The organism is [Clostridium] citroniae WAL-17108 (genome assembly GCF_000233455.1).
Taxonomy (GTDB): Bacteria; Bacillota; Clostridia; order Lachnospirales; family Lachnospiraceae; genus Enterocloster; species Enterocloster citroniae.
The window spans coordinates 365,800-387,937 of record NZ_JH376423.1; the positions used below are offsets into that span (position 1 = coordinate 365,800).

20 protein-coding genes are annotated in these 22,138 nt (G+C 50.6%); 15 read left to right on the top strand and 5 right to left on the bottom strand.

The annotated features are described in order from the left end of the window. Positions 1-93: 93 nt before the first annotated feature. The 3 genes from HMPREF9469_RS16840 to HMPREF9469_RS16850 are packed head-to-tail and all read left to right on the top strand — an operon-like array spanning position 94 to position 2,849. A complete protein-coding gene (locus HMPREF9469_RS16840; protein ID WP_007863998.1) occupies positions 94-1,644 on the top strand; it encodes a sugar ABC transporter ATP-binding protein in 1,551 nt (516 codons plus the stop codon). A gap of 3 nt (positions 1,645-1,647) precedes the next feature. Then, complete coding sequence (locus tag HMPREF9469_RS16845; RefSeq protein ID WP_007863999.1) at positions 1,648-2,646, top strand: galactose/methyl galactoside ABC transporter permease MglC; 999 nt, start codon at positions 1,648-1,650, stop codon at positions 2,644-2,646. 5 nt (positions 2,647-2,651) lie between these two features. Further along, positions 2,652-2,849, top strand: coding sequence for a hypothetical protein (locus HMPREF9469_RS16850; protein WP_227161075.1), 198 nt, complete (start codon positions 2,652-2,654; stop codon positions 2,847-2,849). Positions 2,850-2,913: 64 nt separating this feature from the next. Here the strand turns inward: HMPREF9469_RS16850 and HMPREF9469_RS16855 are convergent, their stop codons facing one another. Then, complete coding sequence (locus HMPREF9469_RS16855) at positions 2,914-3,390, bottom strand: CYTH domain-containing protein (protein WP_007864001.1); 477 nt, start codon at positions 3,388-3,390, stop codon at positions 2,914-2,916. Positions 3,391-3,543: 153 nt separating this feature from the next. Here HMPREF9469_RS16855 and HMPREF9469_RS16860 point away from each other — a divergent pair, with 153 nt between their 5' ends. From HMPREF9469_RS16860 to HMPREF9469_RS16900, 8 genes are all read left to right on the top strand, one after another. Next, positions 3,544-4,098 (top strand): DJ-1 family glyoxalase III, encoded by a 555-nt coding sequence (locus HMPREF9469_RS16860; protein WP_007864002.1) that lies wholly within the window; start codon positions 3,544-3,546, stop codon positions 4,096-4,098. Between the two features lie 374 nt (positions 4,099-4,472). Continuing rightward, the gene (gene tig, locus HMPREF9469_RS16870) at positions 4,473-5,759 is read left to right on the top strand and encodes a trigger factor (protein WP_007864003.1); all 1,287 of its coding nucleotides are present in this window, start codon (positions 4,473-4,475) and stop codon (positions 5,757-5,759) included. Between the two features lie 172 nt (positions 5,760-5,931). Further along, on the top strand, positions 5,932-6,513 hold the full coding sequence (gene clpP / locus HMPREF9469_RS16875; protein WP_007864005.1) for an ATP-dependent Clp endopeptidase proteolytic subunit ClpP: 582 nt from the start codon (positions 5,932-5,934) through the stop codon (positions 6,511-6,513). A gap of 32 nt (positions 6,514-6,545) precedes the next feature. Further along, positions 6,546-7,865 carry an ATP-dependent Clp protease ATP-binding subunit ClpX gene (clpX, locus tag HMPREF9469_RS16880; protein WP_007864007.1) on the top strand — a complete coding sequence of 440 codons (1,320 nt, stop codon included), beginning with the start codon at positions 6,546-6,548 and terminating at the stop codon, positions 7,863-7,865. Positions 7,866-8,049: 184 nt separating this feature from the next. Further along, positions 8,050-10,380, top strand: coding sequence for an endopeptidase La (lon, locus tag HMPREF9469_RS16885; protein ID WP_007864010.1), 2,331 nt, complete (start codon positions 8,050-8,052; stop codon positions 10,378-10,380). 41 nt (positions 10,381-10,421) lie between these two features. Continuing rightward, positions 10,422-11,003, top strand: coding sequence for a ribosome biogenesis GTP-binding protein YihA/YsxC (gene yihA / locus HMPREF9469_RS16890; protein WP_007864012.1), 582 nt, complete (start codon positions 10,422-10,424; stop codon positions 11,001-11,003). A 20-nt stretch (positions 11,004-11,023) separates the two neighbouring features. Beyond that, positions 11,024-11,308, top strand: coding sequence for a DUF6506 family protein (locus tag HMPREF9469_RS16895; RefSeq protein ID WP_007864014.1), 285 nt, complete (start codon positions 11,024-11,026; stop codon positions 11,306-11,308). A gap of 16 nt (positions 11,309-11,324) precedes the next feature. After that, positions 11,325-12,143, top strand: a complete 819-nt coding sequence (locus HMPREF9469_RS16900) for a metallophosphoesterase family protein (protein WP_007864016.1) — start codon at positions 11,325-11,327, stop codon at positions 12,141-12,143. Between the two features lie 29 nt (positions 12,144-12,172). Here the strand turns inward: HMPREF9469_RS16900 and HMPREF9469_RS16905 are convergent, their stop codons facing one another. The 4 genes from HMPREF9469_RS16905 to HMPREF9469_RS16920 form a co-directional block, all read right to left on the bottom strand. Then, entirely contained in the window at positions 12,173-12,691 is a 519-nt protein-coding gene (locus tag HMPREF9469_RS16905) for a DUF4364 family protein (RefSeq protein WP_007864018.1), read from the bottom strand. Positions 12,692-12,724: 33 nt separating this feature from the next. Beyond that, the gene (locus HMPREF9469_RS16910; RefSeq protein ID WP_007864020.1) at positions 12,725-13,873 is read right to left on the bottom strand and encodes an NAD(P)-dependent malic enzyme; all 1,149 of its coding nucleotides are present in this window, start codon (positions 13,871-13,873) and stop codon (positions 12,725-12,727) included. 114 nt (positions 13,874-13,987) lie between these two features. Continuing rightward, entirely contained in the window at positions 13,988-14,956 is a 969-nt protein-coding gene (locus tag HMPREF9469_RS16915) for a CPBP family intramembrane glutamic endopeptidase (RefSeq protein WP_007864022.1), read from the bottom strand. A gap of 45 nt (positions 14,957-15,001) precedes the next feature. Continuing rightward, complete coding sequence (locus HMPREF9469_RS16920) at positions 15,002-15,604, bottom strand: hypothetical protein (RefSeq protein ID WP_007864024.1); 603 nt, start codon at positions 15,602-15,604, stop codon at positions 15,002-15,004. A 246-nt stretch (positions 15,605-15,850) separates the two neighbouring features. On the opposite strand from HMPREF9469_RS16920, the gene HMPREF9469_RS16925 reads away from it, so the two are divergent. From HMPREF9469_RS16925 to HMPREF9469_RS16940, 4 genes are read left to right on the top strand one after another with little or no spacing between them, the layout of a single operon-like run. Further along, a complete protein-coding gene (locus HMPREF9469_RS16925) occupies positions 15,851-19,438 on the top strand; it encodes a DUF5717 family protein (protein WP_007864026.1) in 3,588 nt (1,195 codons plus the stop codon). 56 nt (positions 19,439-19,494) lie between these two features. Continuing rightward, positions 19,495-20,718 carry a DUF5716 family protein gene (locus HMPREF9469_RS16930; RefSeq protein WP_007864028.1) on the top strand — a complete coding sequence of 408 codons (1,224 nt, stop codon included), beginning with the start codon at positions 19,495-19,497 and terminating at the stop codon, positions 20,716-20,718. Continuing rightward, on the top strand, positions 20,715-21,527 hold the full coding sequence (locus HMPREF9469_RS16935) for a hypothetical protein (RefSeq protein WP_007864030.1): 813 nt from the start codon (positions 20,715-20,717) through the stop codon (positions 21,525-21,527). The genes HMPREF9469_RS16930 and HMPREF9469_RS16935 overlap by 4 nt, the downstream gene beginning before the upstream one ends. Positions 21,528-21,583: 56 nt before the next feature. Beyond that, on the top strand, positions 21,584-22,072 hold the full coding sequence (locus HMPREF9469_RS16940) for a YbaK/EbsC family protein (protein WP_007864031.1): 489 nt from the start codon (positions 21,584-21,586) through the stop codon (positions 22,070-22,072). Positions 22,073-22,138 lie beyond the last annotated feature (66 nt).

Genomic DNA, 22,138 nt, shown 5'->3' on the forward strand with positions numbered 1-22,138 from the left:
GTGTCCACCGACACACCCGATTTTTTGAAGAAGGACGGCTGTGGGGATGCGGCCATGTATATAAATTAGAATGTATTTGAAAGGAGTAACGGGATGGCAGATCAGTACAGACTGGAAATGGTAGGGGTCAGCAAGACCTTCCCTGGCGTAAAGGCACTGGATGGTATTAACTTGAAAGTACGTCCCGGAACCGTTCATGCGCTGATGGGTGAGAACGGAGCAGGTAAATCGACTCTTATGAAATGCCTATTCGGCATTTATAAAATGGATGAGGGGCAGATCTTCATCGATGGGGAGAAAGTGGAGATCACGAACCCGGATGACGCACTTCACAAAGGACTGGCAATGGTGCACCAGGAGCTGCAGCCCATACCGGAGCGTTCCATTGCAGAGAATATGTATTTGGGCAGATACCCTATGAAGGGAATTGGCCCCTTTAAGATGGTAGACCACAAGGTCATGAACAGCGAGGCCGAGAAGTGGTTAAAAGATGTTAAAATGAGTTTTAATCCCAAGGCAAAATTAGGGACACTTTCAATCGGACAGATGCAGTCAGTGGAGATAGCCAAGGCAGTGAGCCAGAGCGCAAAGCTTGTGATTCTGGATGAGCCGACCTCATCACTGACTGATAACGAAGTAGAAGCGCTTTTCCGTATCGTAAGGGATTTAAAGACCAGAGGCGTTTCTATGATATACATCAGCCATAAGATGGCGGAAATCCGTCAGATCGCAGATGATATCACCATCATGCGTGACGGTACCTATGTGGGTTCCTGGGAGGTAAAGGATATCTCGGATGATGAGATCGTTAAGCAGATGGTTGGACGTGAGCTGACCAATGTGTATCCTCCCAAGGATGATTACAGGACAGAGGAGACCGTGCTCAAGGTGGACCACCTGTGCAGCATTCATGAGCGTTCCTTCCAGGACTGTTCATTTGAATTGAAGCGCGGGGAGATCCTTGGCTTTGGCGGACTGGTAGGCGCGCAGAGAACTGAGCTTATGGAAGCAATCTTCGGAATGCGCCACATTGCCAGCGGGCAGATTGAGATCCTGGGCAAAAAGGCGGCCATCAGGCGGCCTCAGGATGCCATCCACGACTCTGTGGGAATGATCACGGAGGACCGCCGCGGTACCGGGATCATTGGATGCCTGAGCATTGAGGACAATACAGCCATTGCCTCCTATAATAATTACACTCATCTGGGTAAGATCGATAAGAAAAAAGTGGATGAGGTAGTGAAAGACAGCATTGCGAAACTGAGTATCAAGACACCCAGCGGCAAGACACTGATCCAGTCCTTGTCTGGTGGTAACCAGCAGAAGGTTATCATAGCGAGATGGCTTGCCAACAACCCTGATATCCTGATTATGGATGAGCCTACCAGAGGAATTGACGTAGGCGCCAAATATGAAATCTACCAAATTATGATCGACCTTGTGAAACAGGGAAAATCCATTATCATGATTTCATCTGAAATGCCTGAGCTTATAGGTATGTCCAACCGGATCATCGTTATGTGCAACGGTCATATTACCGGGGAACTGGAAGGCGGGGAAGCGACCCAGGAGAGGATCATGTCCTATGCGACACAGTTTGATCTTCAGGGCAAATCAAAGAACGATTCCAAACAGGAGGTTTAAGTCATGACAGCTAAAAAATTCAATATAGTTGATTTCCTTATCAATAACGGTATTATTATGGTTCTGATCATACTTGCCATTGTGACAGGTATTCTTCAGCCCACATTCTTTTCAACCGGAAACGCAAACAATATTGCCTTGAACGTGGCTCCCCGTTTTATCATTGCCTGCGGTGTATCAGGCTGTCTGATCACAAAGGGTACCGACCTTTCAGCAGGACGTATGGTAGGCCTTTCCGCATGTATTGCAGGTACTTTGCTGCAGAAGCCGGATTACAGCGGTAAATTCTGGGAGAACCTTCCTGATTTTGGTATCTGGTGGGTTTTAGTAGTGCTTTTGATCTGTATCGCCGTTTGCGGTATTTTCGGATGCATCAACGGACTGGTGGTTTCCTTCCTTCAGGTTCCCGCATTCATCGGCACCCTGGGCATGCAGCTGATCGTATACGGCGTCTGCCTTGTATATACGGATGCAACCCCCATCGGCGGATACCGCGCAGCTTACACAGAGGTTGCCAAGGGCAAACTCTTTGGAATGATACCATACCTGTTCATCATAGCCCTTGTGGTGGGCATTGTGATGTGGTTCATCTACAATAAGACGCCTCACGGCAAATATATGTACGCCATCGGCGGCAATGAGCAGGCGGCGGAAGTATCCGGCGTGAACACCAAAAGAACTAAGATCGTCATCTACATTACGGCAGCGGCCCTTTACGCTCTGGGCGGTTTCCTGGTAGGCGCCAAGTCCGGCGGTTCCTCCGTTAACATGGGCCAGGGCTGGGAGCTGGAAGCCATTGCAGCTTGTACCATCGGCGGCGTTTCTGTAAACGGCGGTATCGGACGTGTGTCCGGTGTACTGATCGGCGTGCTTGTATTTGAAATCCTGAAAACCTGTCTCCAGTATCTGGGCGTTGACACCAACTACCAGTACATAGCACAGGGTATCGTTATCGTGGTTGCTATTGCCCTGGATATCAGGAAATACATTGCCAAGAAGTAATGACTATGGATGAAATGAAAAACCTGGAAGAACTGGCCGAGGAAAACCGGAGGCTCAAGGAAGAAAATGAACGCCTCCAGAATCTCTCGCCCAAAGAGCGCCTGTACGAACACATCCATGTGTCCGTAAGGACCATGAACATCATCATTGGCTGCTTGTGCGCCCTGTTTGTTTTAGTGATCATCCTGGGGATGATGAAATAATGATGATGAAATCAAATTGATAAAAGCGGAAAGAACGTGCCCTGCGAACCGGTTTGGAATGAGATCAAACCTGTTTGCAGGGTATGTTTGTATCTCCACAGGCCAGACGGCTGTTCTGAAACTCACCGGAAAAGGTGACATCTCTTCCGAACCATTCAGGCGCCTTAAAGGCCATGGCCTCCTCCTCTGTGGGGAATTCCACCTCGGCCAGGACAAGACCCTGGTATGAGCCCTCAAACACATCCATTTCAATGGTCAGATGGCCGGCGCCTTCCACGGGAATGAGATAGCGCTTTTTGGTAAGTATGATGCCATCGGCTTTTGCCAGCAGATGGCGGTAGGCCTGCTCGTTCAGGGGCAGGTTGTATTCCTCCCTGGATAAAAGCCCTTTACCCTTGTACGTGAGGTAATAGCTGTCGTCCTCCCGGCGGACGCGCACCACCGGACCGGTGCACAGATAAGCCTGCTCAATGGCATGGCAGGGAAATGATTCATAGTTTTCAGGGATCTGCTTTACCAGATATTTCCGTTCGATTTCCATAAATACCCTCCTGATATTGTATACATAATGCAATTAGTGGATTTTACTAAGGAATTATATTTTTTCCATTTTACTATCATATCATTTATCAATTTTCAGGAAAAGGCTAAAATGATAAAATAATATGCATAGTGGTAAGAAAGGGAGATAATCATGGCAAAGGTTTATGCATTTCTTGCAGAAGGACTGGAAGAGGTTGAATGTCTTGCGGTAGTGGACGTGCTTCGCCGTTCTGAAGTGGATGTAACAATGGTTTCCATTACAGGAGCAATGGAAGTTACAGGTTCCCATGGGATCCGGTTTATGGCGGATGCGCTGTTTGAGGAAGTGAATCCCAATGTGGCGGACGTGCTGTTCCTGCCCGGGGGCATGCCCGGGACCAACAACCTGAAGGCCCATGAAGGCCTGAGAGAAGCGATCGAACGGGCCAACAAGCAGGGCAGAAGAGTGGCGGCGATCTGTGCAGCTCCCAGCGTCCTGGGGTCCATGGGGCTTTTAAAGGGCAGGACGGCAACCTGTTATCCCGGATTTGAAGAACAGCTCACCGGGGTATCCTACACAAGCCAGGGCGTTGTGACAGACGGCAACATCACCACGTCCAGAGGGCTTGGATATGCCCTGGATCTTGGCCTTGAACTGATCCGCTTGCTTCAGGGACCGCAGCAGGCGCAGAAAATAGCTGCATCCATCCAGCACAGCCGGGGATAGGGTGCGCACCAGAAAACTCCACTTCTTGCATTGCCCCGGTGTGGGGCCGGGGACAGAAGGGGAGTTTTTTTATGATATTTTCGTAACCGTACAGGACGGCGGGAAAATGGGTGCAAGAGCGGGAGTTAAGCTTGCTTATACGTCCGTTTTTGTACCCATTTTCACATCGGATGGACATCCGATTCTTCTTGACCGGCTTTTCCGGTCAAGAAGACGAGCCGTCCAGAACTGTTACATATTTTCAATGATTTTCAATGATATTGTAAAAAAATGCTGGTGTTTTTATTTTGAGCATGCTATAATGGTACATTGAAGTGTAGCGCCCTCAGGGATCATGGGCGAATCACATATATTTTAAGGAGGAACCCGTAAAAATGAGTGTACAAGTAGAAAAATTGGAAAAGAACATGGCCAAACTGACTATAGAGGTAGATACAGCGCAGTTTGAGGATGCAATGAAAAAAGCCTTCAATAAGAACAAGAATAAGTTCAATATTCCAGGCTTCCGCAAGGGCAAAGCACCAAGAGCCATGATTGAAAAGATGTATGGTGAGGGCATTTTTTATGAGGATGCTGCTGACGAAGCCATCAATGCAACCTGCATGCAGGCCATGAACGAGAGCGAACTGGAGATCGTATCCAGACCAGAGGTCTCCGTTGAGCAGATCGGCAAGGACAAGCCATTCATCTATACCGCAATTGTAGCCATCAGACCAGAGGTGACCCTGGGTGAGTACAAGGGCATTGAAGTGGAGAAGGCAGAAGCAGCAGTTGCAGCCGAGGATGTGGATGCAGAGCTTAAGAGAGTACAGGAGCAGAATGCAAGACAGATCACCGTGGAGGACAGACCGGTTGCTGACGGTGACCAGACTGTCATTGATTTCGAGGGATTTGTGGACGGCAAGTCATTTGACGGGGGCAAGGCAGAGGATTATGCTCTGACCATTGGTTCCCACTCATTCATCGATACCTTTGAGGAGCAGCTGATTGGCAAGAACATCGGAGAAGAGTGCGAAGTAAATGTAACCTTCCCGGAGGAGTATCATGCAGCTGAACTGGCCGGCAAGCCGGCTACCTTTAAGGTGACCGTAAAGGAGATCAAGGTAAAGGAACTGCCTGAACTGGATGACGAGTTTGCAGGTGAAGTTTCCGAGTTTGATACCCTGGATGAATACAAAAAGGATATTGAGGCAAAGATTCTTGAGAGGAAGCAGAAAGAAGCTGCCACTGAGAATGAGAACAGGGTGATTGAAAAGGTTGTTGCCAATGCAACCATGGAGATCCCGGATAAGATGGTTGAAGGTCAGATCGACAACATGGTTCAGGATACCGCCCGCCGTATGCAGAGTCAGGGCCTGTCCATGGAGATGTATATGAAGTATACAGGCATGACCATGGAATCCATGAGGGAGCAGATGCAGCCTCAGGCACTGAAGAGGATCCAGACCAGACTGGTTCTGGAAGAGGTTGCTAAGGCAGAGAACATCCAGGTTTCAGATGAAAGACTGGATGAGGAGATCGCCAAGATGGCAGCATCTTACCAGATGGAAGCTGACAAGTTAAAGGAATACATGTCAGATCATGATAAAGACCAGATGAAGGAAGATCTTGCTGTTCAGGAAGCAGTGGATTTCCTGGTAGCTGAAGCAAAACTGGTATAATTCACACTGGAAAGTCCACGATAAAAAGAATCGTGGAAAGACTGGAAAGTCCACGATAAAAAGAATCGTGGAAAGATATGAAACGGGGGGTTTACGGCATGCTTTTTTTGTGCTGTAAATCTCCCGGGTTTCTGTAAGCATATAATAGTTCTAAGGACAGGAGGATGTTAATATGAGTTTAGTACCCTATGTCATTGAACAGACCAGCCGTGGAGAGCGTTCCTACGACATCTATTCAAGATTGTTAAAAGAGAGAATCATATTTCTGGGAGAGGAAGTAAATGACGTGTCCGCAAGCCTTGTGGTGGCACAGCTTTTATTTCTGGAATCTGAAGATCCGGGCAAGGATATCCATTTGTACATCAACAGTCCGGGAGGTTCTGTCTCCGCAGGCTTTGCGATCTATGACACCATGAATTACATCAAGTGTGATGTGTCCACCATCTGTATCGGTATGGCAGCCAGCATGGGAGCGTTCCTCCTGGCCGGCGGCGCAAAGGGCAAGCGTTTCGCACTTCCCAATTCAGAGATCATGATCCACCAGCCATCCGGCGGCGCAAAGGGCCAGGCCACAGAGATCAAGATCGTGGCGGAGAATATTTTAAAGACCAGGAAAAAGTTAAATGATATCCTGGCAGCCAACACAGGCAGGCCCATTGAGGTGATTGAGCGCGATACGGAGCGTGACAATTACATGTCTGCCGCGGAGGCCAAGGAATACGGTCTTATTGATGAGATCATTGAGCATCACTAAAAGACGGAAATGAATGAAAGGTTAGGTAAAGTATGCCGATTAGACCAGATGACACGATCCGCTGCTCCTTCTGCGGAAGGACTCAGGATCAGGTACGGAAGATGATTGCCGGAGCAGGCAACAACAATGTGTATATCTGTGACGAGTGTATTGAATTGTGCTCAGAGATCCTGGAGGAAGAGCTGGAGGGACAGGAAGATGCATCATCCCCCTCACTGGCAGACATCCGCCTTCTGAAACCCAAGGAAATCAAATCATTTCTGGATGAATATGTCATTGGACAGGACGAAGCCAAGAAAGTGCTGTCTGTGGCTGTTTACAACCATTATAAGAGAGTTACATCCTGCCAGAACATGGACGTGGATGTGCAGAAGAGCAATATTCTCATGGTTGGTCCCACTGGTTCCGGTAAAACTTACCTGGCCCAGACACTGGCCAAGATCCTGAATGTCCCATTTGCCATTGCGGATGCAACGGCTCTCACAGAGGCCGGCTACGTGGGCGAGGACGTGGAGAACATTCTCTTAAAGCTGATCCAGTCCGCTGATTATGATATTTCCCGTGCTGAGTACGGTATCATATACATTGATGAAATTGACAAGATCACCAAGAAGTCTGAGAACGTGTCCATCACAAGGGATGTATCCGGTGAAGGCGTTCAGCAGGCACTGTTAAAGATCCTGGAAGGAACCGTTGCCAGTGTTCCTCCTCAGGGAGGAAGGAAGCATCCCCACCAGGAGCTCCTCCAGATCGACACCACCAATATCCTTTTTATCTGCGGCGGTGCCTTTGATGGTCTGGAGAAGATCGTGGAACAGCGCCTCAGCGCCGGTTCCATTGGCTTTAATGCGGAGGTAGTCAATAAGAATGATATGAATATTGACGACCTGCTGAGAAAGGTTGAGCCAAAGGATCTTACCAAGTTTGGTCTGATTCCTGAGTTTATCGGCCGTGTTCCGGTAATGGTTTCCCTTCAGCAGCTTACCAAGGACGCCATGGTGCGAATCCTTTCCGAGCCGAAGAACGCTCTCACAAGGCAGTATCAGAAGCTGTTTGAGCTGGACAATGTAAAGCTGGAATTCACCAGGGAAGCCCTTGAGGAGATCGCACAGCTGGCAGTGGACCGCAAGATCGGCGCCAGGGGACTGCGTTCCATCCTTGAGTCCGTGATGATGGATCTGATGTACGAGATCCCATCGGATGATACCATCGGGATCTGTACCATTACCAGGGAGGTTGTAAAAAAGACAGGACAGCCGGAACTTGTGTACCGCGATATGCCGCCTGCTTCTGCCCGTAAGCCTCTGTCTGACAGAATGCGGGGAGACAACAAAACTGGTGAGATTGCCTGAAAAAGCCATCCCGGTCCCATTGGACGGGAAAAGGTGCGGTAAGTTTCTGTGACAATTTAGACAAAGAGAAAGGGCCGTTGCAAACCAGATATGACCCGGGGAGAGCGCTGATCATGGCTCCGCCCGGCACCTGTATTGCAGCGGCTTTTTAGATGGTTTTAAATACAAGAGGTGAAGTTTAAGAATGGGAGAACAAGTGATTATAATGCCGGTAGTGGCCCTCAGGGGACTGACCATACTTCCGGGAATGGTACTGCATTTTGATGTCAACAGGCCTAAGTCCGTGGCAGCGGTGGAGAAGGCCATGGTGGGAGACCAGAGGCTCTTTCTCGTGGCACAGAGACATCCTGAGATCGTGGAACCGGAGCTGGGGGAGTTGTATCAGGTGGGCACCATTGCCGTTGTAAAGCAGCTGGTAAAGCTTCCCGGCAAAGTGGTAAGGGTACTGGTAGAAGGACTGGAACGGGGGGAACTGCTGTGTCTGGATTCCGAGGAACCTGCACTCATTGGCGAGATCGGCTCCATTGAAGTGGAGGAGGACGAGCTGGACCATCTGACCCAGGAGGCCATGCTGCGCATCGTAAGAGACAAATTAGAAGAATATGGAAGGGTGAATCCTAAGATCACAAAGGAAATCCTTCCCAATTTACTGGCGGTGGGCGGCCTGGGTGAAATGCTGGATCAGATCGCCATCCAGCTTCCGTGGGATTACACCATCCGTCAGACCGTATTGGAAAACAGTTCCCTGTCAGCCAGGTATGAGGTAGTGATGCATACCCTTATGACAGAGATGGAAATATATAGGATTAAGAAAGAGTTCCAGGAAAAGGTGAAGTCCGATATTGATCAAAACCAGAAGGAATACATCCTCAGGGAGCAGATGAAGGTCATCCGCCAGGAGCTGGGCGAGGACAATCCTCTCTCGGAAGCTGACGAGTACCAGAAAAAGCTGGACAACATAAAAGCCGACAAGGAAATGAAGGAAAAGCTACACAAAGAGATCGAGCGGTTCCGCACCATGCCGGCCGGAAGCCAGGAAGGCAATGTGCTGCGCACTTACATTGAAACCCTGTTAGACCTGCCCTGGAAAAAGATGTCCAGGGACAATGACGATATCCGACATGCCCAGAAGATACTCAATGAGGACCACTACGGCCTGGAGCAGGTCAAGGAAAGGATCCTGGAATACCTGGCAGTGAGGACTCTGACAAAAAAAGGCACCAGCCCCATTATCTGCCTGGTGGGACCTCCGGGAACAGGGAAGACATCCATTGCCCGCTCCGTTGCCCGTGCACTGAATAAGAAATATGTGCGCATCAGCTTGGGGGGCGTGCGGGATGAGGCGGAGATCCGGGGACATAGAAAGACTTATGTGGGCGCCATGCCGGGCCGTATTGTGGAGGGCATGAGACAGGCTGGTGTCAGCAATCCGCTGATGCTGCTGGACGAGATCGACAAGGTGAGCAGTGACTACAAGGGAGATACTTCATCGGCGCTTTTGGAGGTCCTGGACGGTGAGCAGAATGTAAAGTTCAGGGACCATTATGTGGAGGTTCCCATCGACCTGTCCCAGGTCCTGTTCATAGCAACTGCCAACACCACACAGACCATTCCGGGACCGCTTTTAGACCGTATGGAGCTGATCGAGGTGAACAGCTACACGGAGAATGAAAAGTTCCATATTGCCAGGGATTACCTGGTGGGAAAACAGATGGAGCGCAATGGTTTAAAGGTCAGCCAGATCACATTTTCAGATAAAAGCCTGGGAAAGATCATCCACAACTATACCAGGGAGGCGGGCGTCCGCAATCTGGAACGGCGCATTGGGGATGTGTGCAGGAAAGCCGCCAGACAGTTCCTGGAGGACAACCGTAAATCCATCCGTATCACGGAGAATAATCTGGAGAAATACCTGGGCAAGGAAAAGGTCACCTTTGAGGATGCCAACGAGGAGGACCAGGTGGGCATTGTGAGGGGCCTGGCCTGGACCAGCGTGGGAGGCGACACCCTGCAGATTGAAGTGAATGTAATGCCCGGTAAGGGAAATCTCCTTATGACAGGACAGCTGGGGGATGTGATGAAGGAATCGGCCCAGACAGCCCTGACCTATGTGCGTTCCGTCTGCCCGCAGTATGGGGTGACGGACGACTATTTTGAAAAGCATGACCTCCATATCCATATTCCCGAGGGTGCCGTGCCAAAGGACGGGCCCTCCGCCGGCATCACCATGGCCACGGCCATGCTTTCCGCTGTTACGGGAAGGCGCGTCTTTGCCAAGGTGGCCATGACAGGTGAGATCACCTTAAGAGGCCGGGTGCTTCCAATCGGCGGATTGAAGGAAAAGATACTGGCCGCCAAGATGGCCCATATATCCAAGGTGCTGGTGCCGGATAAAAACAGGCCGGACATTGGCGAATTGTCCAAAGAGATAACAAAAGGCCTGGAGATCGTGTTTGTAAAGGCAATGGAGGACGTGGTCAAGGAGGCATTTCTGCCGGCGAATACCGCGTTGTAAAGAACATTTCCGGTTTCCGGGAATGGTGAGGAGATTAATATATGATTATTAGAGACGTAAATCTGGAAACTGTGTGCGGCGTCACCAGCAAGCTGCCGGAGAATACTCTGCCGGAATTTGCATTTTCAGGCAAATCCAATGTGGGAAAATCCTCTCTGATCAATGCGCTGATGAACCGGAAGGCATATGCCAGGACTTCCTCATCGCCGGGGAAGACACAGACCATAAATTTTTACAATATCAATGATGCCCTGTACTATGTGGATCTTCCAGGATACGGCTATGCAAAGGTCGCCCTGGAAGCCAAGGAAAAATGGGGCAAGATGATCGAACGGTACCTGAAAAACTCATCCATGCTCAAGATGGTGTTCCTGTTGGTGGATATCCGCCATGAGCCGTCTGCCAATGACAAGATGATGTATGACTGGATCATCTACAATGGATATCATCCAGTGATCATTGCCACAAAGCTGGATAAGATCAACCGCAGCCAGATCCAAAAGCATGTAAAAATGATCCGCCAGGGGCTTGGGATGGAGAAGGAGGGGATCCTTATCCCGTTTTCCGCAGAGACCAAACAGGGGCGGGATGAGATCTGGGATCTGATTGAGAGCAATCTGTAATTGAGGGGGAGAAATATGATATGAAATTTGCATTTATGATCATGGGTCAGTTTGACCCGGATACGGACAGGGCCCTTATGCATGGGGGAACGGTGCAGATGATCGGCGTGTCAAACATGGATGAGGCCTGCCGGACGGCCAGAGAGTTATGTGACCAGGGGGTGGACTGCATTGAACTCTGCGGCGCCTTTGAGGAAGAGGGAGCCCGCAGGGTGATCGAGGCAACAGGAAACAAGGTCCCGGTGGGATATGTGGTCCATCTGCCCTCCCAGGATCCTCTGTTCCAGGCACTGTTTGGGAAATGACCGGGAGGTACGATTGATGGAAGCGGGACCTATACGGGTGGCAGTCATGGCAGATACCCATGGCGTGCTCCGTCCTGAGGTGAAGAGGATCCTTGAGACCTGTGATATGGTCATCCACGCAGGTGATTTTGACAATCAGATGCTGTATCATAAGCTGGATGTCAGCCAGCCCCTGTTTGCGGTCAGGGGGAACAATGACAGGGGCTGGTCGGGAGGCCTTCCCAATGTGAAGCGGTTTGAGATCGGGGGAGTTAAGTTTATCATGGCCCATGAGAGGGTGGATATCCCCAGTTCCCTTCAGGGCGTGCAGGTGGCTGTCTTCGGTCATTCCCATATGTATTATCAGCAGGAGATCAGCGGAAGGCTTTGGCTGAACCCGGGAAGCTGCGGCTATAAGCGGTCCACCCTGCCTCTGTCCATGGCGGTGATGACCATTGAGGACGGAGCTTATGAGGTGGAGACTATCTGGCTGGAGAAGGGGTATGGAACTCCTGGAGCAGCCATGGCCCAGATGGAAAAGACCAAGGTGAGCAGGTACGAGAAACAGCAAAAGCGCTATAAGCAGAAGGCCTGTGAGAAGAAGGCGCCGGACCAGGACGGCCAAAAACAGAAAAAGCAAAAACAGGCAGATCCCGGAGAAGAGCGGGACCGCCTGTTCCTTATAGCCAAGATCCAGCGTTTGCGAAACGCCGGCCAATCCAGAACCTGGATTATAAAAAATCTTGGGACAGATTTAAAATACTGCGGTATGATCTATGACATCTGTGAGCGGAATCCGGATTTTAGTACACGGCAGATCCTGGACCTGCTCAAGGAGCATATCAGCTCCACCTAACATAGGACCGGCAGGATCATAAGACAAAGTCAGGATAGAAGAGAGCGCATTACATGCGCATAAATCTCCTGGCTTTTTGTTTTCCATGTATTGCACATGGATTCAGCCTGTTCTTTGTCGGGAACGGACAGATCCAGCCGTATAAGGGTGGTTTTGTTCTCGCGCACCTCGCAGTGTACAATGTAGTCCTGGTTGGTCCCTCTGTAAAAGTCGGCGGTGGTGCCCACCTCTTCCCTGAGACGGAACTTGTTTTCCTTCAGATACTGGTCCATGTCTTCTATGATGGCGGAGGAGATATTCTTGCCAAAGAAATTAAGGGTTTCCTCCCCTTCCTTGGTAATGTCATAGCGGGTGCTGTTGTGGCTGGCCTCCTTGCGGACCAGTCCGGCATCCTCCAGTTCGTTCAAGGCCTGTTGGAGTGTAAAATATGTGGTGTACTCATGCTCCGTAAAAAAGTTGGTCAGCTGAGCGTTGGTGAGAGGAAAATTCACCTGCTTTAACATATAAAGATTCATCAGTTTATATAAAGTCATAGGTTCAGTCAGCATATTATACACACTCCATCAGGTTATCCCTTATTCTCAGATATGATCCTTTACAGCCTGGCTTACCATGCGGGCAACCCTGGGGTCAAAGGCCTCAGGAAGGATATTGTCCTCATTCAGGTCCTTTTCATCCACCAGTCCCGCAATCGCGTTGGCGGCAGCCAGTTTCATCTCTTCCGTAATGGCAGTTGCCCGCCCCTCCAGGGCCCCCTTAAAGATCCCGGGGAATACGACCACGTTGTTGACCTGGTTGGGAAAGTCGGAACGTCCCGTGCCAACCACCCGCGCTCCGGCAGCCTTTGCCAGGTCCGGCATGATCTCCGGAACAGGGTTGGCCATGGCAAATATAATGGCATCCTTGTTCATGGAGGCAACCATGTCAGAGGTCACAATACCGGGAGCTGAGACTCCGATCAAGATGTCCGCGCCCTTCATGGCATCTGCCAGAGAGCCTGTCCTGCGCTCCAGGTTGGTCACGTCCATCATCTTTTCCTGCATCCAGTTAAGGCCTTCGGCCCCCTTGCGCAGGATTCCCGATTTGTCGCACATGGTAATGTTGGGGAAGCCGTAGGTTAAAAGCAGCTTGGTGATGGCCACGCCAGCGGAACCCGCGCCGTTTACAACCACACGGCACTCTTCTTTTCTGCGGCCGGTTACCTTTAATGCATTGATGACACCGGCCAGGACCACAATGGCTGTTCCGTGCTGGTCATCGTGGAATACCGGGATATCCAGGCGTTCTTTTAAGGCTTCCTCGATCTCAAAGCAGCGGGGAGCAGCGATATCTTCCAAATTGATGCCTCCAAATGCAGGCGCGATGCGTACAACCGTCTCAATGATCTCTTCTGTATCCTGGGTGTCCAGGCAGATGGGAAACGCGTTGACTCCGCCGAATTCCTTAAACAGGACGGATTTCCCTTCCATCACAGGCATGGCGGCCAGGGGACCGATATTCCCAAGACCAAGAACCGCACTGCCGTCAGATACAACAGCAATGGTGTTGGACTTGATGGTGTAGAGATAGGCGGCCTCAGGGTCCTGGGCAATGGCCTTACAGGGCTCAGCCACACCGGGCGTATAGGCCAGGGCCAGGTCCTCCCTGGATGCTACCTTTGCTTTTGACACTGTTTCCAGTTTGCCTTTCCACTCTTCGTGAAGGAGCAATGCTTTTTCATTGGTTGTCATGATAAAATCCGTCCTTTTTCAATTTTATTTGTGGAATCAAAAAACACATTTTCCTATATCATAACAATTTTGACCAATAGAATCAAGTTCCTTTTCAGATAATAGCCAGTTGTTTTATTCAGATGACAAAGATTTGGAAGGAGCGGAGTCCGTGTCTGCAAGGAAGTCATAGGTGCTGTTTTTATAATAACGCCATACAAAGATAAAACCCAGCAGAGTCGCCAGGGTGGTGAGTATCCCTCCTTCAATCCCAAACATCCCGCCATTAAGCAGGTTGTTTGCGGTAAATTCCGTTTTCACCACTCCGGGAACCGTAAGTCCGCTGACCGGCATACCGTAGATGACGCCCTGAAAGGTATTCCATGTGAAATGATACCCCATGCACATCCACAGATTGCCTGACCGGATGAACATGTAGGAAAAGAGGATCCCCACCAGTATGATGTTTAAAATGGATAAAAAGGTCACATCCGGATTGGACAGATGGATCAGGCCGAATATGACAGAGGGCACCAGCGTGATGAAATAGAGATTCCGGCACCTGCGCAGGACTGCCATTAAGAATCCCCGGTTTAACAGTTCCTCGGCAGCGGCAACCAGAACAAAGACAAAGATCCACCAGAAGGTGAGGGCTGTGACATGGGGAACCCAGGATACCACGCGGCCATTGCCCACTGTAACGACCAGGAGAAAGACAATGGAACAGTTGATGATTCCAAGGGCCATGCCTGCCCATCCCTCACGCCTGCCCCGGTTACCTGTGGTAATCCCCATTTTTTTGCAGGGATGGCCCATGATCAGACGCCAGGAAATCAGCGGCACGGCGATCATGATGATTTCAGTGAGGATCTGCATGGCGATGGGCAGCACGGTATCATTGAGCCAGTTGGTAAAAGCAGACAGCTCGCCGGTGGCGGGATTGATATGGCCGGTTTGGACCAACAGGGCGCTGAGGGCCATAATGACCGCAGTACCGGAAAGAAACACAAAAACATAAAAGGCGGCCATTACCGCTAATATGATCCAACCGGAGCGGACCTCCCCGTACCGGTTCTTAAAAATTGGATTTCCATGATGAGTCATAATGAATTATCTCCTTTGATCAGTGTGATTTTAGTATATACGCAATCACTTCATGATACAAGTGCTGTTTGCATCCGGCCCGCCCAGCTTTCTAAGACAGTCCACCAGACGTGATGACAGGATAACGGTGGTGACTGTGAGAAATATTTCCAGGGCGCTGCTGACAATCCCTGCCACGGCCAGAAGCACGGCCGAGACCACTACGATCACGGCAAGGCCAAGGAGGAATGGCCGGTAAGCCCTGGGAGCGGAGGGATACTGGCTCCAGGAGACTAATGCTAAGAAGACCAGCAGCAGCACCGTGGACACAAATGCAAATATAATGTGCAGAAATGATTTTAAGGGCAGCTGCTCCGGCAGATAGGGGGTGGTGACCGCGCAGAAAAGAAGGAGCAGGGCGGCGGGGAGCAGCCGGGCTGCCAGCGGTTTTAGGCGGATCTGTTTTCGGATCGCCCTGTAGATCATGTAATAGTATACACCTACCATCACACCCCACAGAAAAAAAGCAAGTTTCCGGTCAATCAGGTTGCCGATCACGGAAAAGTTGGTGGTAAACCAGTTATAACCCCTGGTAAAAAGAATGGTGTAGGCTGGGATCAAGAAATAAGCTAGTATTTTTATCATCATGGTTGTAATTGGCTGCTGCATGGGCGGCAGCGGATTCCTTTGCAAATATCCGTCAATTATAAAGTAGACAGAGTGCGTAGTCAAATAAAAAAATTATGAACCGCAAGGAGATACGGTCCATGGCCGGCAGGGGGAAGGTTACTGTCTGGAATTTTGATAGTATTTACATAAAGATTCAATTAAAACTTTTAAAACATATTAAAATGTGGTATCATGTTACGTAAGTGTGAACAATATACACATAAGGATAAAGATACAGGTGGTACTATGAGGGAACGGATTAACCGTCTGGCCAGGGGAATTATTGACAGCGGGATTCCGGAACTGGTGCTGGCTCCGGATCAGTTGGAGACAGTGGTTCCGGCGGGTGAGGTCATCCGTGGTGAGATTGTGGTGAGCAGCGCCAACAATCTGCATATCAAAGGACTGGTGTACTCCAGCCATGAGAGGGTGCAGGTGGTCAACAATGCATTTGGCGGGCTGCGAAACCGAATAATATACGAAGTCAACAGCAGATATACAGAGCATGGGGACGTCATTAAGGGATCTTTTTATCTTGTCACCAACGCAGGTGAGAGGGAGATTCCTTATTCTTTGTGCGTTCAGGCCGGAAATACAGGGGATGTGTACGGCGCCCTTGCCACACCCAGGGATTTTGGGCTGCTGGCAAAACGGGATCTGGAGTCCGCTCTGAGGATGTTTGAATACCAGGATTTTACAGAAGCTCCCTTTATGAAGGACGCCCGCGTCCGTACCATCTATGAGGGGTTAAAGGGCAGGGCGGGCAGGAGGAATCTTCTGGAAGAATTTCTGGTGGCCCTCCATGTAAAGGAGCCGGTAAAGCTGACACTGGACACCAGAGGCCGGGTATATGAGAACCCGCTGGAACCGGTGGGGGATTTTATTGATATTGCTTCCAGCGGCTGGGGGTATGTGTCCGCAGAGATCGATGCGGACGTGCCCTTTGTTGAACTGGTAAGCCGGAAGATAACGGACCGGGATTTTGTCAACGGCAGATGCCGGGTACATTACAGGATCGTACCCTCAAGGCTTCATAAGGGCCGCAACTTTGGCCGTATCAGGATACGGTCCCTGAGGGAAGACTTTATAATAGAGATAGAGGCTGAGGGCGATACCACGGTGGATATCACCGGGCGGGGCCTGAAAGAGGGGGACATGGACAGGGAAAGCCTGTTCCGGTATCTTTCCCTGCGCCTGAATTACGAGACAGGAATCTATGAGCCGGCTCTGATACTGAACCAGATGACAAAGGAGGCGGAGCACCTGCGCGCCGGTTTCCCGGATGACGAGAGGACACGCCTTCTTCAGGCGGAGCTTTTGATCCTCAACGGTAAGACGGACAGTGCATCCATGGTGTTGGACGAGGCCAGGGACAGTGTATTGAGAAGACGCGAGGAACGGGTGGATATCTACTGCTTTTACCAGTACCTGCGCCTACAGGTTAAGCCTGACCGGGAACAGAAGGATTCCCTGGTCCGCTACATCAGGAAACTGCTGTGGGAGGACGGGGCGGTTAGGCCCTACCTCTTCCTTTTGCTGATCAGGCTGGATGAGACCATGGCCCAGAATCCTCTGAAGCTTTATGAATCCATGGCCTCCCTGTTTGAGAACGGGTGCAGCAGCCCGTTTTTGTACACCGCGGCCTGCAGGCTTTTGGAGGAGCATCCGGACCTTTTGGTGCATTTGGGTGATTTTGAGATACAGGTCCTGTATCTGGGAATACAAAAAGGCATGGTAGGCCGTCAGACCGCAGTGAAGGCTGCGGGGATGGCCCTGGGTATCAAGCATTACAGGAAACTGGTGGAGCGCCTGATGGTAAAGTTATATGATGCCTATCCCCAGGTCTGCCTTCTGGAGGCGGTGTGCAGCATCCTGATCAAAGGGGAGCGCAAATCAGGGGAAGCGTTCCTGTGGTATGAAAAGGCGCTGCAGCAGGGAGTGAACCTGACCAGGCTGTATGAATATTTCCTGTACTCCCTGCCCGGGGATTACGGCCATCTTCTTCCCAAGGAAGTGCTGCTGTATTTCTCCTATGACAAGGATCTGGACAGCCACAGCCGTTCCGTGCTCTACAGGAATATTTTACTGTATATGAATCCGGCATCGGAGCTTTATCAGACTTATACAAGGCATATGGAACAGTTTGCCATGGAGCAGCTGTTCTGCTCCAAGATCAACAGCCGCATGGCGGTAATCTATGAGCATATGATCTACAGGGATATGATCGATGTCCGGGTGGCCAGGGTGCTTCCGGGGATCTTAAAGTCATGCCGCATCAGGTGTGATGACCCAAGGATGAAGTATGTGATCGTGCGCTATGAGGAACTGGAAGAGGAGGAGGCATATCTTTTGGAGGACCAGGCAGCTTATGTGCCTCTGTTTTCCGACAGGAATGTCCTGCTGTTCCAGGACTCATACGGCAACCGGTATCTGGATGTAAAGCACTGGAAGGTCCCGGTGATGGATAAGCCGGAACTTTTGGACCAGTGCTACAAGGTATATCCGGGCCATCCCATGCTCAGGCTCAGGGAGTGCAGGAATATACTGGACAAGGGCGTGGAGACGGACCGCCATGCAGAACTTTTGGAAGAGGCCATGGTGCAGATGGAACTGTCTCCCGTGTTTGAATCAGCCATCCTTCAGGCAGTGACGGACTATTACTGCAAACGGGCGGTTGGGGACAGGGAGGGGACAGGAGGATTTAACTGCACCTACCTGATCCAGCTGGATAAAAAACGGCTGGGGGTAAAGCAGAGGCAGCAGATCTGCGAGACACTGATCAGCCAGAACTATATGCGGGAAGCATATGACATGATACGGGAGTACGGAAGCCAGTATATAAGCCCCAACCGGCTGATGAAGCTGTGCGCCAAGACGATCCTGATGCGCTTGTTTGACCAGGACGACCTGCTGCTGCACATGGCTTACCAGGTGTTCCGGTCAGGCGCTTATGACAGCGTCATAATGGATTACCTCTGTGAGCATTTTAACGGAACCGGGTCCCAGATGTATGAAGTGCTTATACAAGGGGTAAAGGAACATGTGGAGACCTATGATCTGGAGGAGCGTCTGCTCTGCCAGATGCTGTTTACAGGCAACTGTGAACAGATGGATTCGGTCTTTGAACTTTATATGAAACGAAAGGCCACCAGGGAGATCATTGTAAAGGCATACTTTACCCAAAAAAGCGTGCAGTATTTCCTGGAAGGCCGGGAGATGGACCAGCGCGTGTTTGAGTACTTAAAGCATGCGGTGGCCGGTATCATTGAAAAGGACAGGATGCCCACTATTTATCTGCTGGCACTGACGCGCTATTTTTCAACCCTGGACCGGATCGATGAGGAGGATACGGCTCTGTGCAGGAGCATGATGTCCGTCTTGCTGGAGGAGAGCCTGGTATTCCCTTATACCAGGGAATTGTCCAGACATATTCCCATCCCTGAGGATATCATGGACAAGGCCATGGTGGAATACAGGGGCAAAAAGGACGGGCATCCCGAACTTCAGGTCAGGATCCTGCCCGAGGAGACGGATTGGCACGGCGAGGATTTCAGAAGGGTGTATCAGGGAATCTATGTAAAACAAAAAGTACTCTTTGAGGGTGAAACCATGGAGTACAGAATATATGACCATGTGGATGGAAAACGCATACTGGCGGCAGAAGGACAGGTGGAGTGCGACCATAAGCTGGAGGGCAAGGAGAACAGCCGTTTTGCCTGCCTCAACGAAATGGGGACCGCACTGAAGGAAAGGGACAGCAGCAGGCTGTCCGATGCAATGGAGGATTATCTCAAAAAATCAGCCGCACTTGGCAGGCTGTTCCCCATTGAGTAAGTGTTCCACACTGAATTTCAGGCACATCCCAGAGTAAAGTTATGGAGGAGTCGTCTATGGACGGGCTTGTGATTGGATTGGATCTGAATGATGATTACACTCAGATCTGTTGTTATGATAAAGAAAAGTCCTGGACCATTCCTACGGTGATCTGCCGCAGGAAGGAAGAGGAAACCTGGCTCTCAGGGGAGGACGCTTACGCAGCTACTCTCCTGGGGGAAGGGGTTATTGTAGATAAGCTTTTAAAGCTGGCTGCAAAGGATGGGACATCCACCATCGGAGGTATCTGCTACAGCGGAAGCACGCTTTTGAAGCTGTTTATCCAGAAGATGCTGGAATACCCCAAAAAAGAGTTTGGCAAGGACAAGGTGGCGCAGCTGGTCATCACGCTCCAGAATGTGGATGCAAGGCTTTTGGATACCCTGATGTACTGTGCGGATTTCCTGGGGGTACCCAGGGAACGGGTTCATGTGATCAGCCATACGGAAAGCTTTATCTATTATGTGCTGAGCCAGAAAAAGGAACTTTGGACCAACCAGGTGGGGCTGTTTGAACTGTCCTCAGAACGTCTGTGTTATTATGAGATGAAGGTCATCAGAGGCATGAGAAGAAACATGGTACAGGCCGAGGCGCAGAACCAGGAGGAGGCATTTAACCTGGATATTCTGGATTCTCCCTCGGGAAGCAAGCTGGCTGACAAGATACTTTGTTCCTGCGGCGAAAAGCTTCTCAGCAGAAAACTCTTTTCCACGGTGCTTCTCACCGGAAAAGGATTTGAGCGCCAGGACTGGGCCGGCGGTTTTATGAGACTGGCATGCAACAGGAGAAAGGTATTTGTGGAGTCCTATCTGTTTGCCAGAGGGGCTGCCTATAAGGGGGCGGATTACACCCACGAGGATACATCCTACCCCTATATATTCGTGTGCGAAGGCAGGCTCAGGGCTGAGGTGGCCCTGAAGGTACTGCGCCGGGGCAGGGAAAGCAATCTGGTAGTGGCCTCTTATGGGGATAACTGGTATGAGTCAAAAAGCTCCCTGGACCTGATCGTGGATGGGCAGAATGAGATTGAATTCACAATCACGCCCCTGGATTCCAAGAAAAAGAAACTGGTGCGGATCCCTTTAAGCGGATTTCCGGAACGGCCGCCCAGAACCACCAGAGTTGAGCTAAAGGTTGGATTTACTGATGAGGAAACCATGATGATGGTGATAGAAGATAAAGGATTCGGGGAACTTTTCCCGGCCACCAAAGCTGTGGTGAAACAAGAGGTAAGCTTATGAGTTTGATACTTTGCAGGCATGAGCCGGTAGAACATCCCTACTATATTGATGTGTTGGGAATCCATATCCACTCTTCCCAGGAACTGTGTTATGTGATCTACAACCATCCCATCCTTGTGATGGATGATTTTATGGATGAGCTTCTCATTGAATTCATACGCAGGGAGCTGGATATGGATTATCTGGCAGGCAGGATGGAGAAGCTGATAGAGACAGGCAGCCGTTCAGAGGACGTGCTCATGCTGTTTTTGTCGGAATGCGATTATTACAGTGATAAGGAAATACAGAAGTTTAAGCAGACCGTGGCCGCTCTCCGGGCCCTGCATCCGGCGGAATATGAAAAGGAGAGGGCGGACTATATGTTCCGGGCCCGCCAGTACGGCAAGGCGGCCCAGAGATATACCAAGGTTCTGGAATATCCAAAGGACAAAAAGGTGGACGACCTATTCCTGGCCAGGGTCTACAATAACCTGGGTGCGTCCTACGCCATGATGTTCCAGTTCCGCAGGGCTCTTGCGTCCTACGATAAAGCATACGGCCTGGGAAAGGATCTGGATGTGCTGAAACGGATCTATTTCCTCTCTGTCTTTTCGCCGGAGCTGGATGTGAAGGAGCGCTACCAGTCCATTTTTACAGAGGAGCTGAGGAGCCGGTGGAAAAAGGAGATGGATGCGGCCAGCCTGGACGCCGGGCAGGATGAGGAGGTAAGGGCCCTGCGGGCTTTGTTTAAAAAGGATCCCATCAAGCGCATCAACGGGGCGGCCCAGATGGTGCAGCGGTGGAAGCAGGAGTACAGGATGATGGTTTAGGTCCCTGGTGATGCTGGTTTGACGGGACCGTATCGGATCAATGGAGGTAAAAGGACATGGCATTTGACATTGCAAAGGAACATCTTGAAAAAATGGGGCTGGAGGACAGGATTTATACCTTTGAGGTTTCCAGCGCCACGGTGGAACTGGCGGCCTCGGCTGTGGGATGTGAACCGGCTCGAATAGCCAAAACGCTTTCTTTTATGGTGGAAGGCGGACCGGTGCTCATCGTGGCGGCAGGGGACGCAAAGGTGGACAACCACAAATATAAAGAACAGTTTAAGACAAAAGCCAAGATGCTCTCACCGGACGAGGTGACAGACCTGGTAGGACACAGCGTGGGCGGCGTATGTCCCTTTGGTGTGAAGGAGGGGGTAAGGGTTTATCTGGATGAGTCGTTAAAGCGCTTTGACGCAGTGTATCCTGCCTGCGGAAGCGCCAGCAGCGCGGTCCGGCTGTCCATACCGGAACTGGAAAAGGCCTCCGGTTATTTGGAGTGGATCGATGTGTGCAAAGCCTGGCAGACGGCAGTGATGGCCAGCTAAGCCTGCGGCTTAGTCTATCGCTGAGCTGCAAAGATGAAAACAGCTTGACAAATGGTAAAATAATCT

Excerpts from the sequence above, each read along its gene's own strand:
- HMPREF9469_RS16840 (WP_007863998.1), top strand. The coding sequence starts at position 94 with ATGGCAGATCAGTACAGACTGGAAATGGTAGGGGTCAGCAAGACCTTC.
- HMPREF9469_RS16845 (WP_007863999.1), top strand. The coding sequence starts at position 1,648 with ATGACAGCTAAAAAATTCAATATAGTTGATTTCCTTATCAATAACGGT.
- HMPREF9469_RS16850 (WP_227161075.1), top strand. The coding sequence starts at position 2,652 with ATGGATGAAATGAAAAACCTGGAAGAACTGGCCGAGGAAAACCGGAGG.
- HMPREF9469_RS16855 (WP_007864001.1), bottom strand. The coding sequence starts at position 3,390 with ATGGAAATCGAACGGAAATATCTGGTAAAGCAGATCCCTGAAAACTAT.
- HMPREF9469_RS16860 (WP_007864002.1), top strand. The coding sequence starts at position 3,544 with ATGGCAAAGGTTTATGCATTTCTTGCAGAAGGACTGGAAGAGGTTGAA.
- tig (WP_007864003.1), top strand. The coding sequence starts at position 4,473 with ATGAGTGTACAAGTAGAAAAATTGGAAAAGAACATGGCCAAACTGACT.
- clpP (WP_007864005.1), top strand. The coding sequence starts at position 5,932 with ATGAGTTTAGTACCCTATGTCATTGAACAGACCAGCCGTGGAGAGCGT.
- clpX (WP_007864007.1), top strand. The coding sequence starts at position 6,546 with ATGCCGATTAGACCAGATGACACGATCCGCTGCTCCTTCTGCGGAAGG.
- lon (WP_007864010.1), top strand. The coding sequence starts at position 8,050 with ATGGGAGAACAAGTGATTATAATGCCGGTAGTGGCCCTCAGGGGACTG.
- yihA (WP_007864012.1), top strand. The coding sequence starts at position 10,422 with ATGATTATTAGAGACGTAAATCTGGAAACTGTGTGCGGCGTCACCAGC.
- HMPREF9469_RS16895 (WP_007864014.1), top strand. The coding sequence starts at position 11,024 with ATGAAATTTGCATTTATGATCATGGGTCAGTTTGACCCGGATACGGAC.
- HMPREF9469_RS16900 (WP_007864016.1), top strand. The coding sequence starts at position 11,325 with ATGGAAGCGGGACCTATACGGGTGGCAGTCATGGCAGATACCCATGGC.
- HMPREF9469_RS16905 (WP_007864018.1), bottom strand. The coding sequence starts at position 12,691 with ATGCTGACTGAACCTATGACTTTATATAAACTGATGAATCTTTATATG.
- HMPREF9469_RS16910 (WP_007864020.1), bottom strand. The coding sequence starts at position 13,873 with ATGACAACCAATGAAAAAGCATTGCTCCTTCACGAAGAGTGGAAAGGC.
- HMPREF9469_RS16915 (WP_007864022.1), bottom strand. The coding sequence starts at position 14,956 with ATGACTCATCATGGAAATCCAATTTTTAAGAACCGGTACGGGGAGGTC.
- HMPREF9469_RS16920 (WP_007864024.1), bottom strand. The coding sequence starts at position 15,604 with ATGCAGCAGCCAATTACAACCATGATGATAAAAATACTAGCTTATTTC.
- HMPREF9469_RS16925 (WP_007864026.1), top strand. The coding sequence starts at position 15,851 with ATGAGGGAACGGATTAACCGTCTGGCCAGGGGAATTATTGACAGCGGG.
- HMPREF9469_RS16930 (WP_007864028.1), top strand. The coding sequence starts at position 19,495 with ATGGACGGGCTTGTGATTGGATTGGATCTGAATGATGATTACACTCAG.
- HMPREF9469_RS16935 (WP_007864030.1), top strand. The coding sequence starts at position 20,715 with ATGAGTTTGATACTTTGCAGGCATGAGCCGGTAGAACATCCCTACTAT.
- HMPREF9469_RS16940 (WP_007864031.1), top strand. The coding sequence starts at position 21,584 with ATGGCATTTGACATTGCAAAGGAACATCTTGAAAAAATGGGGCTGGAG.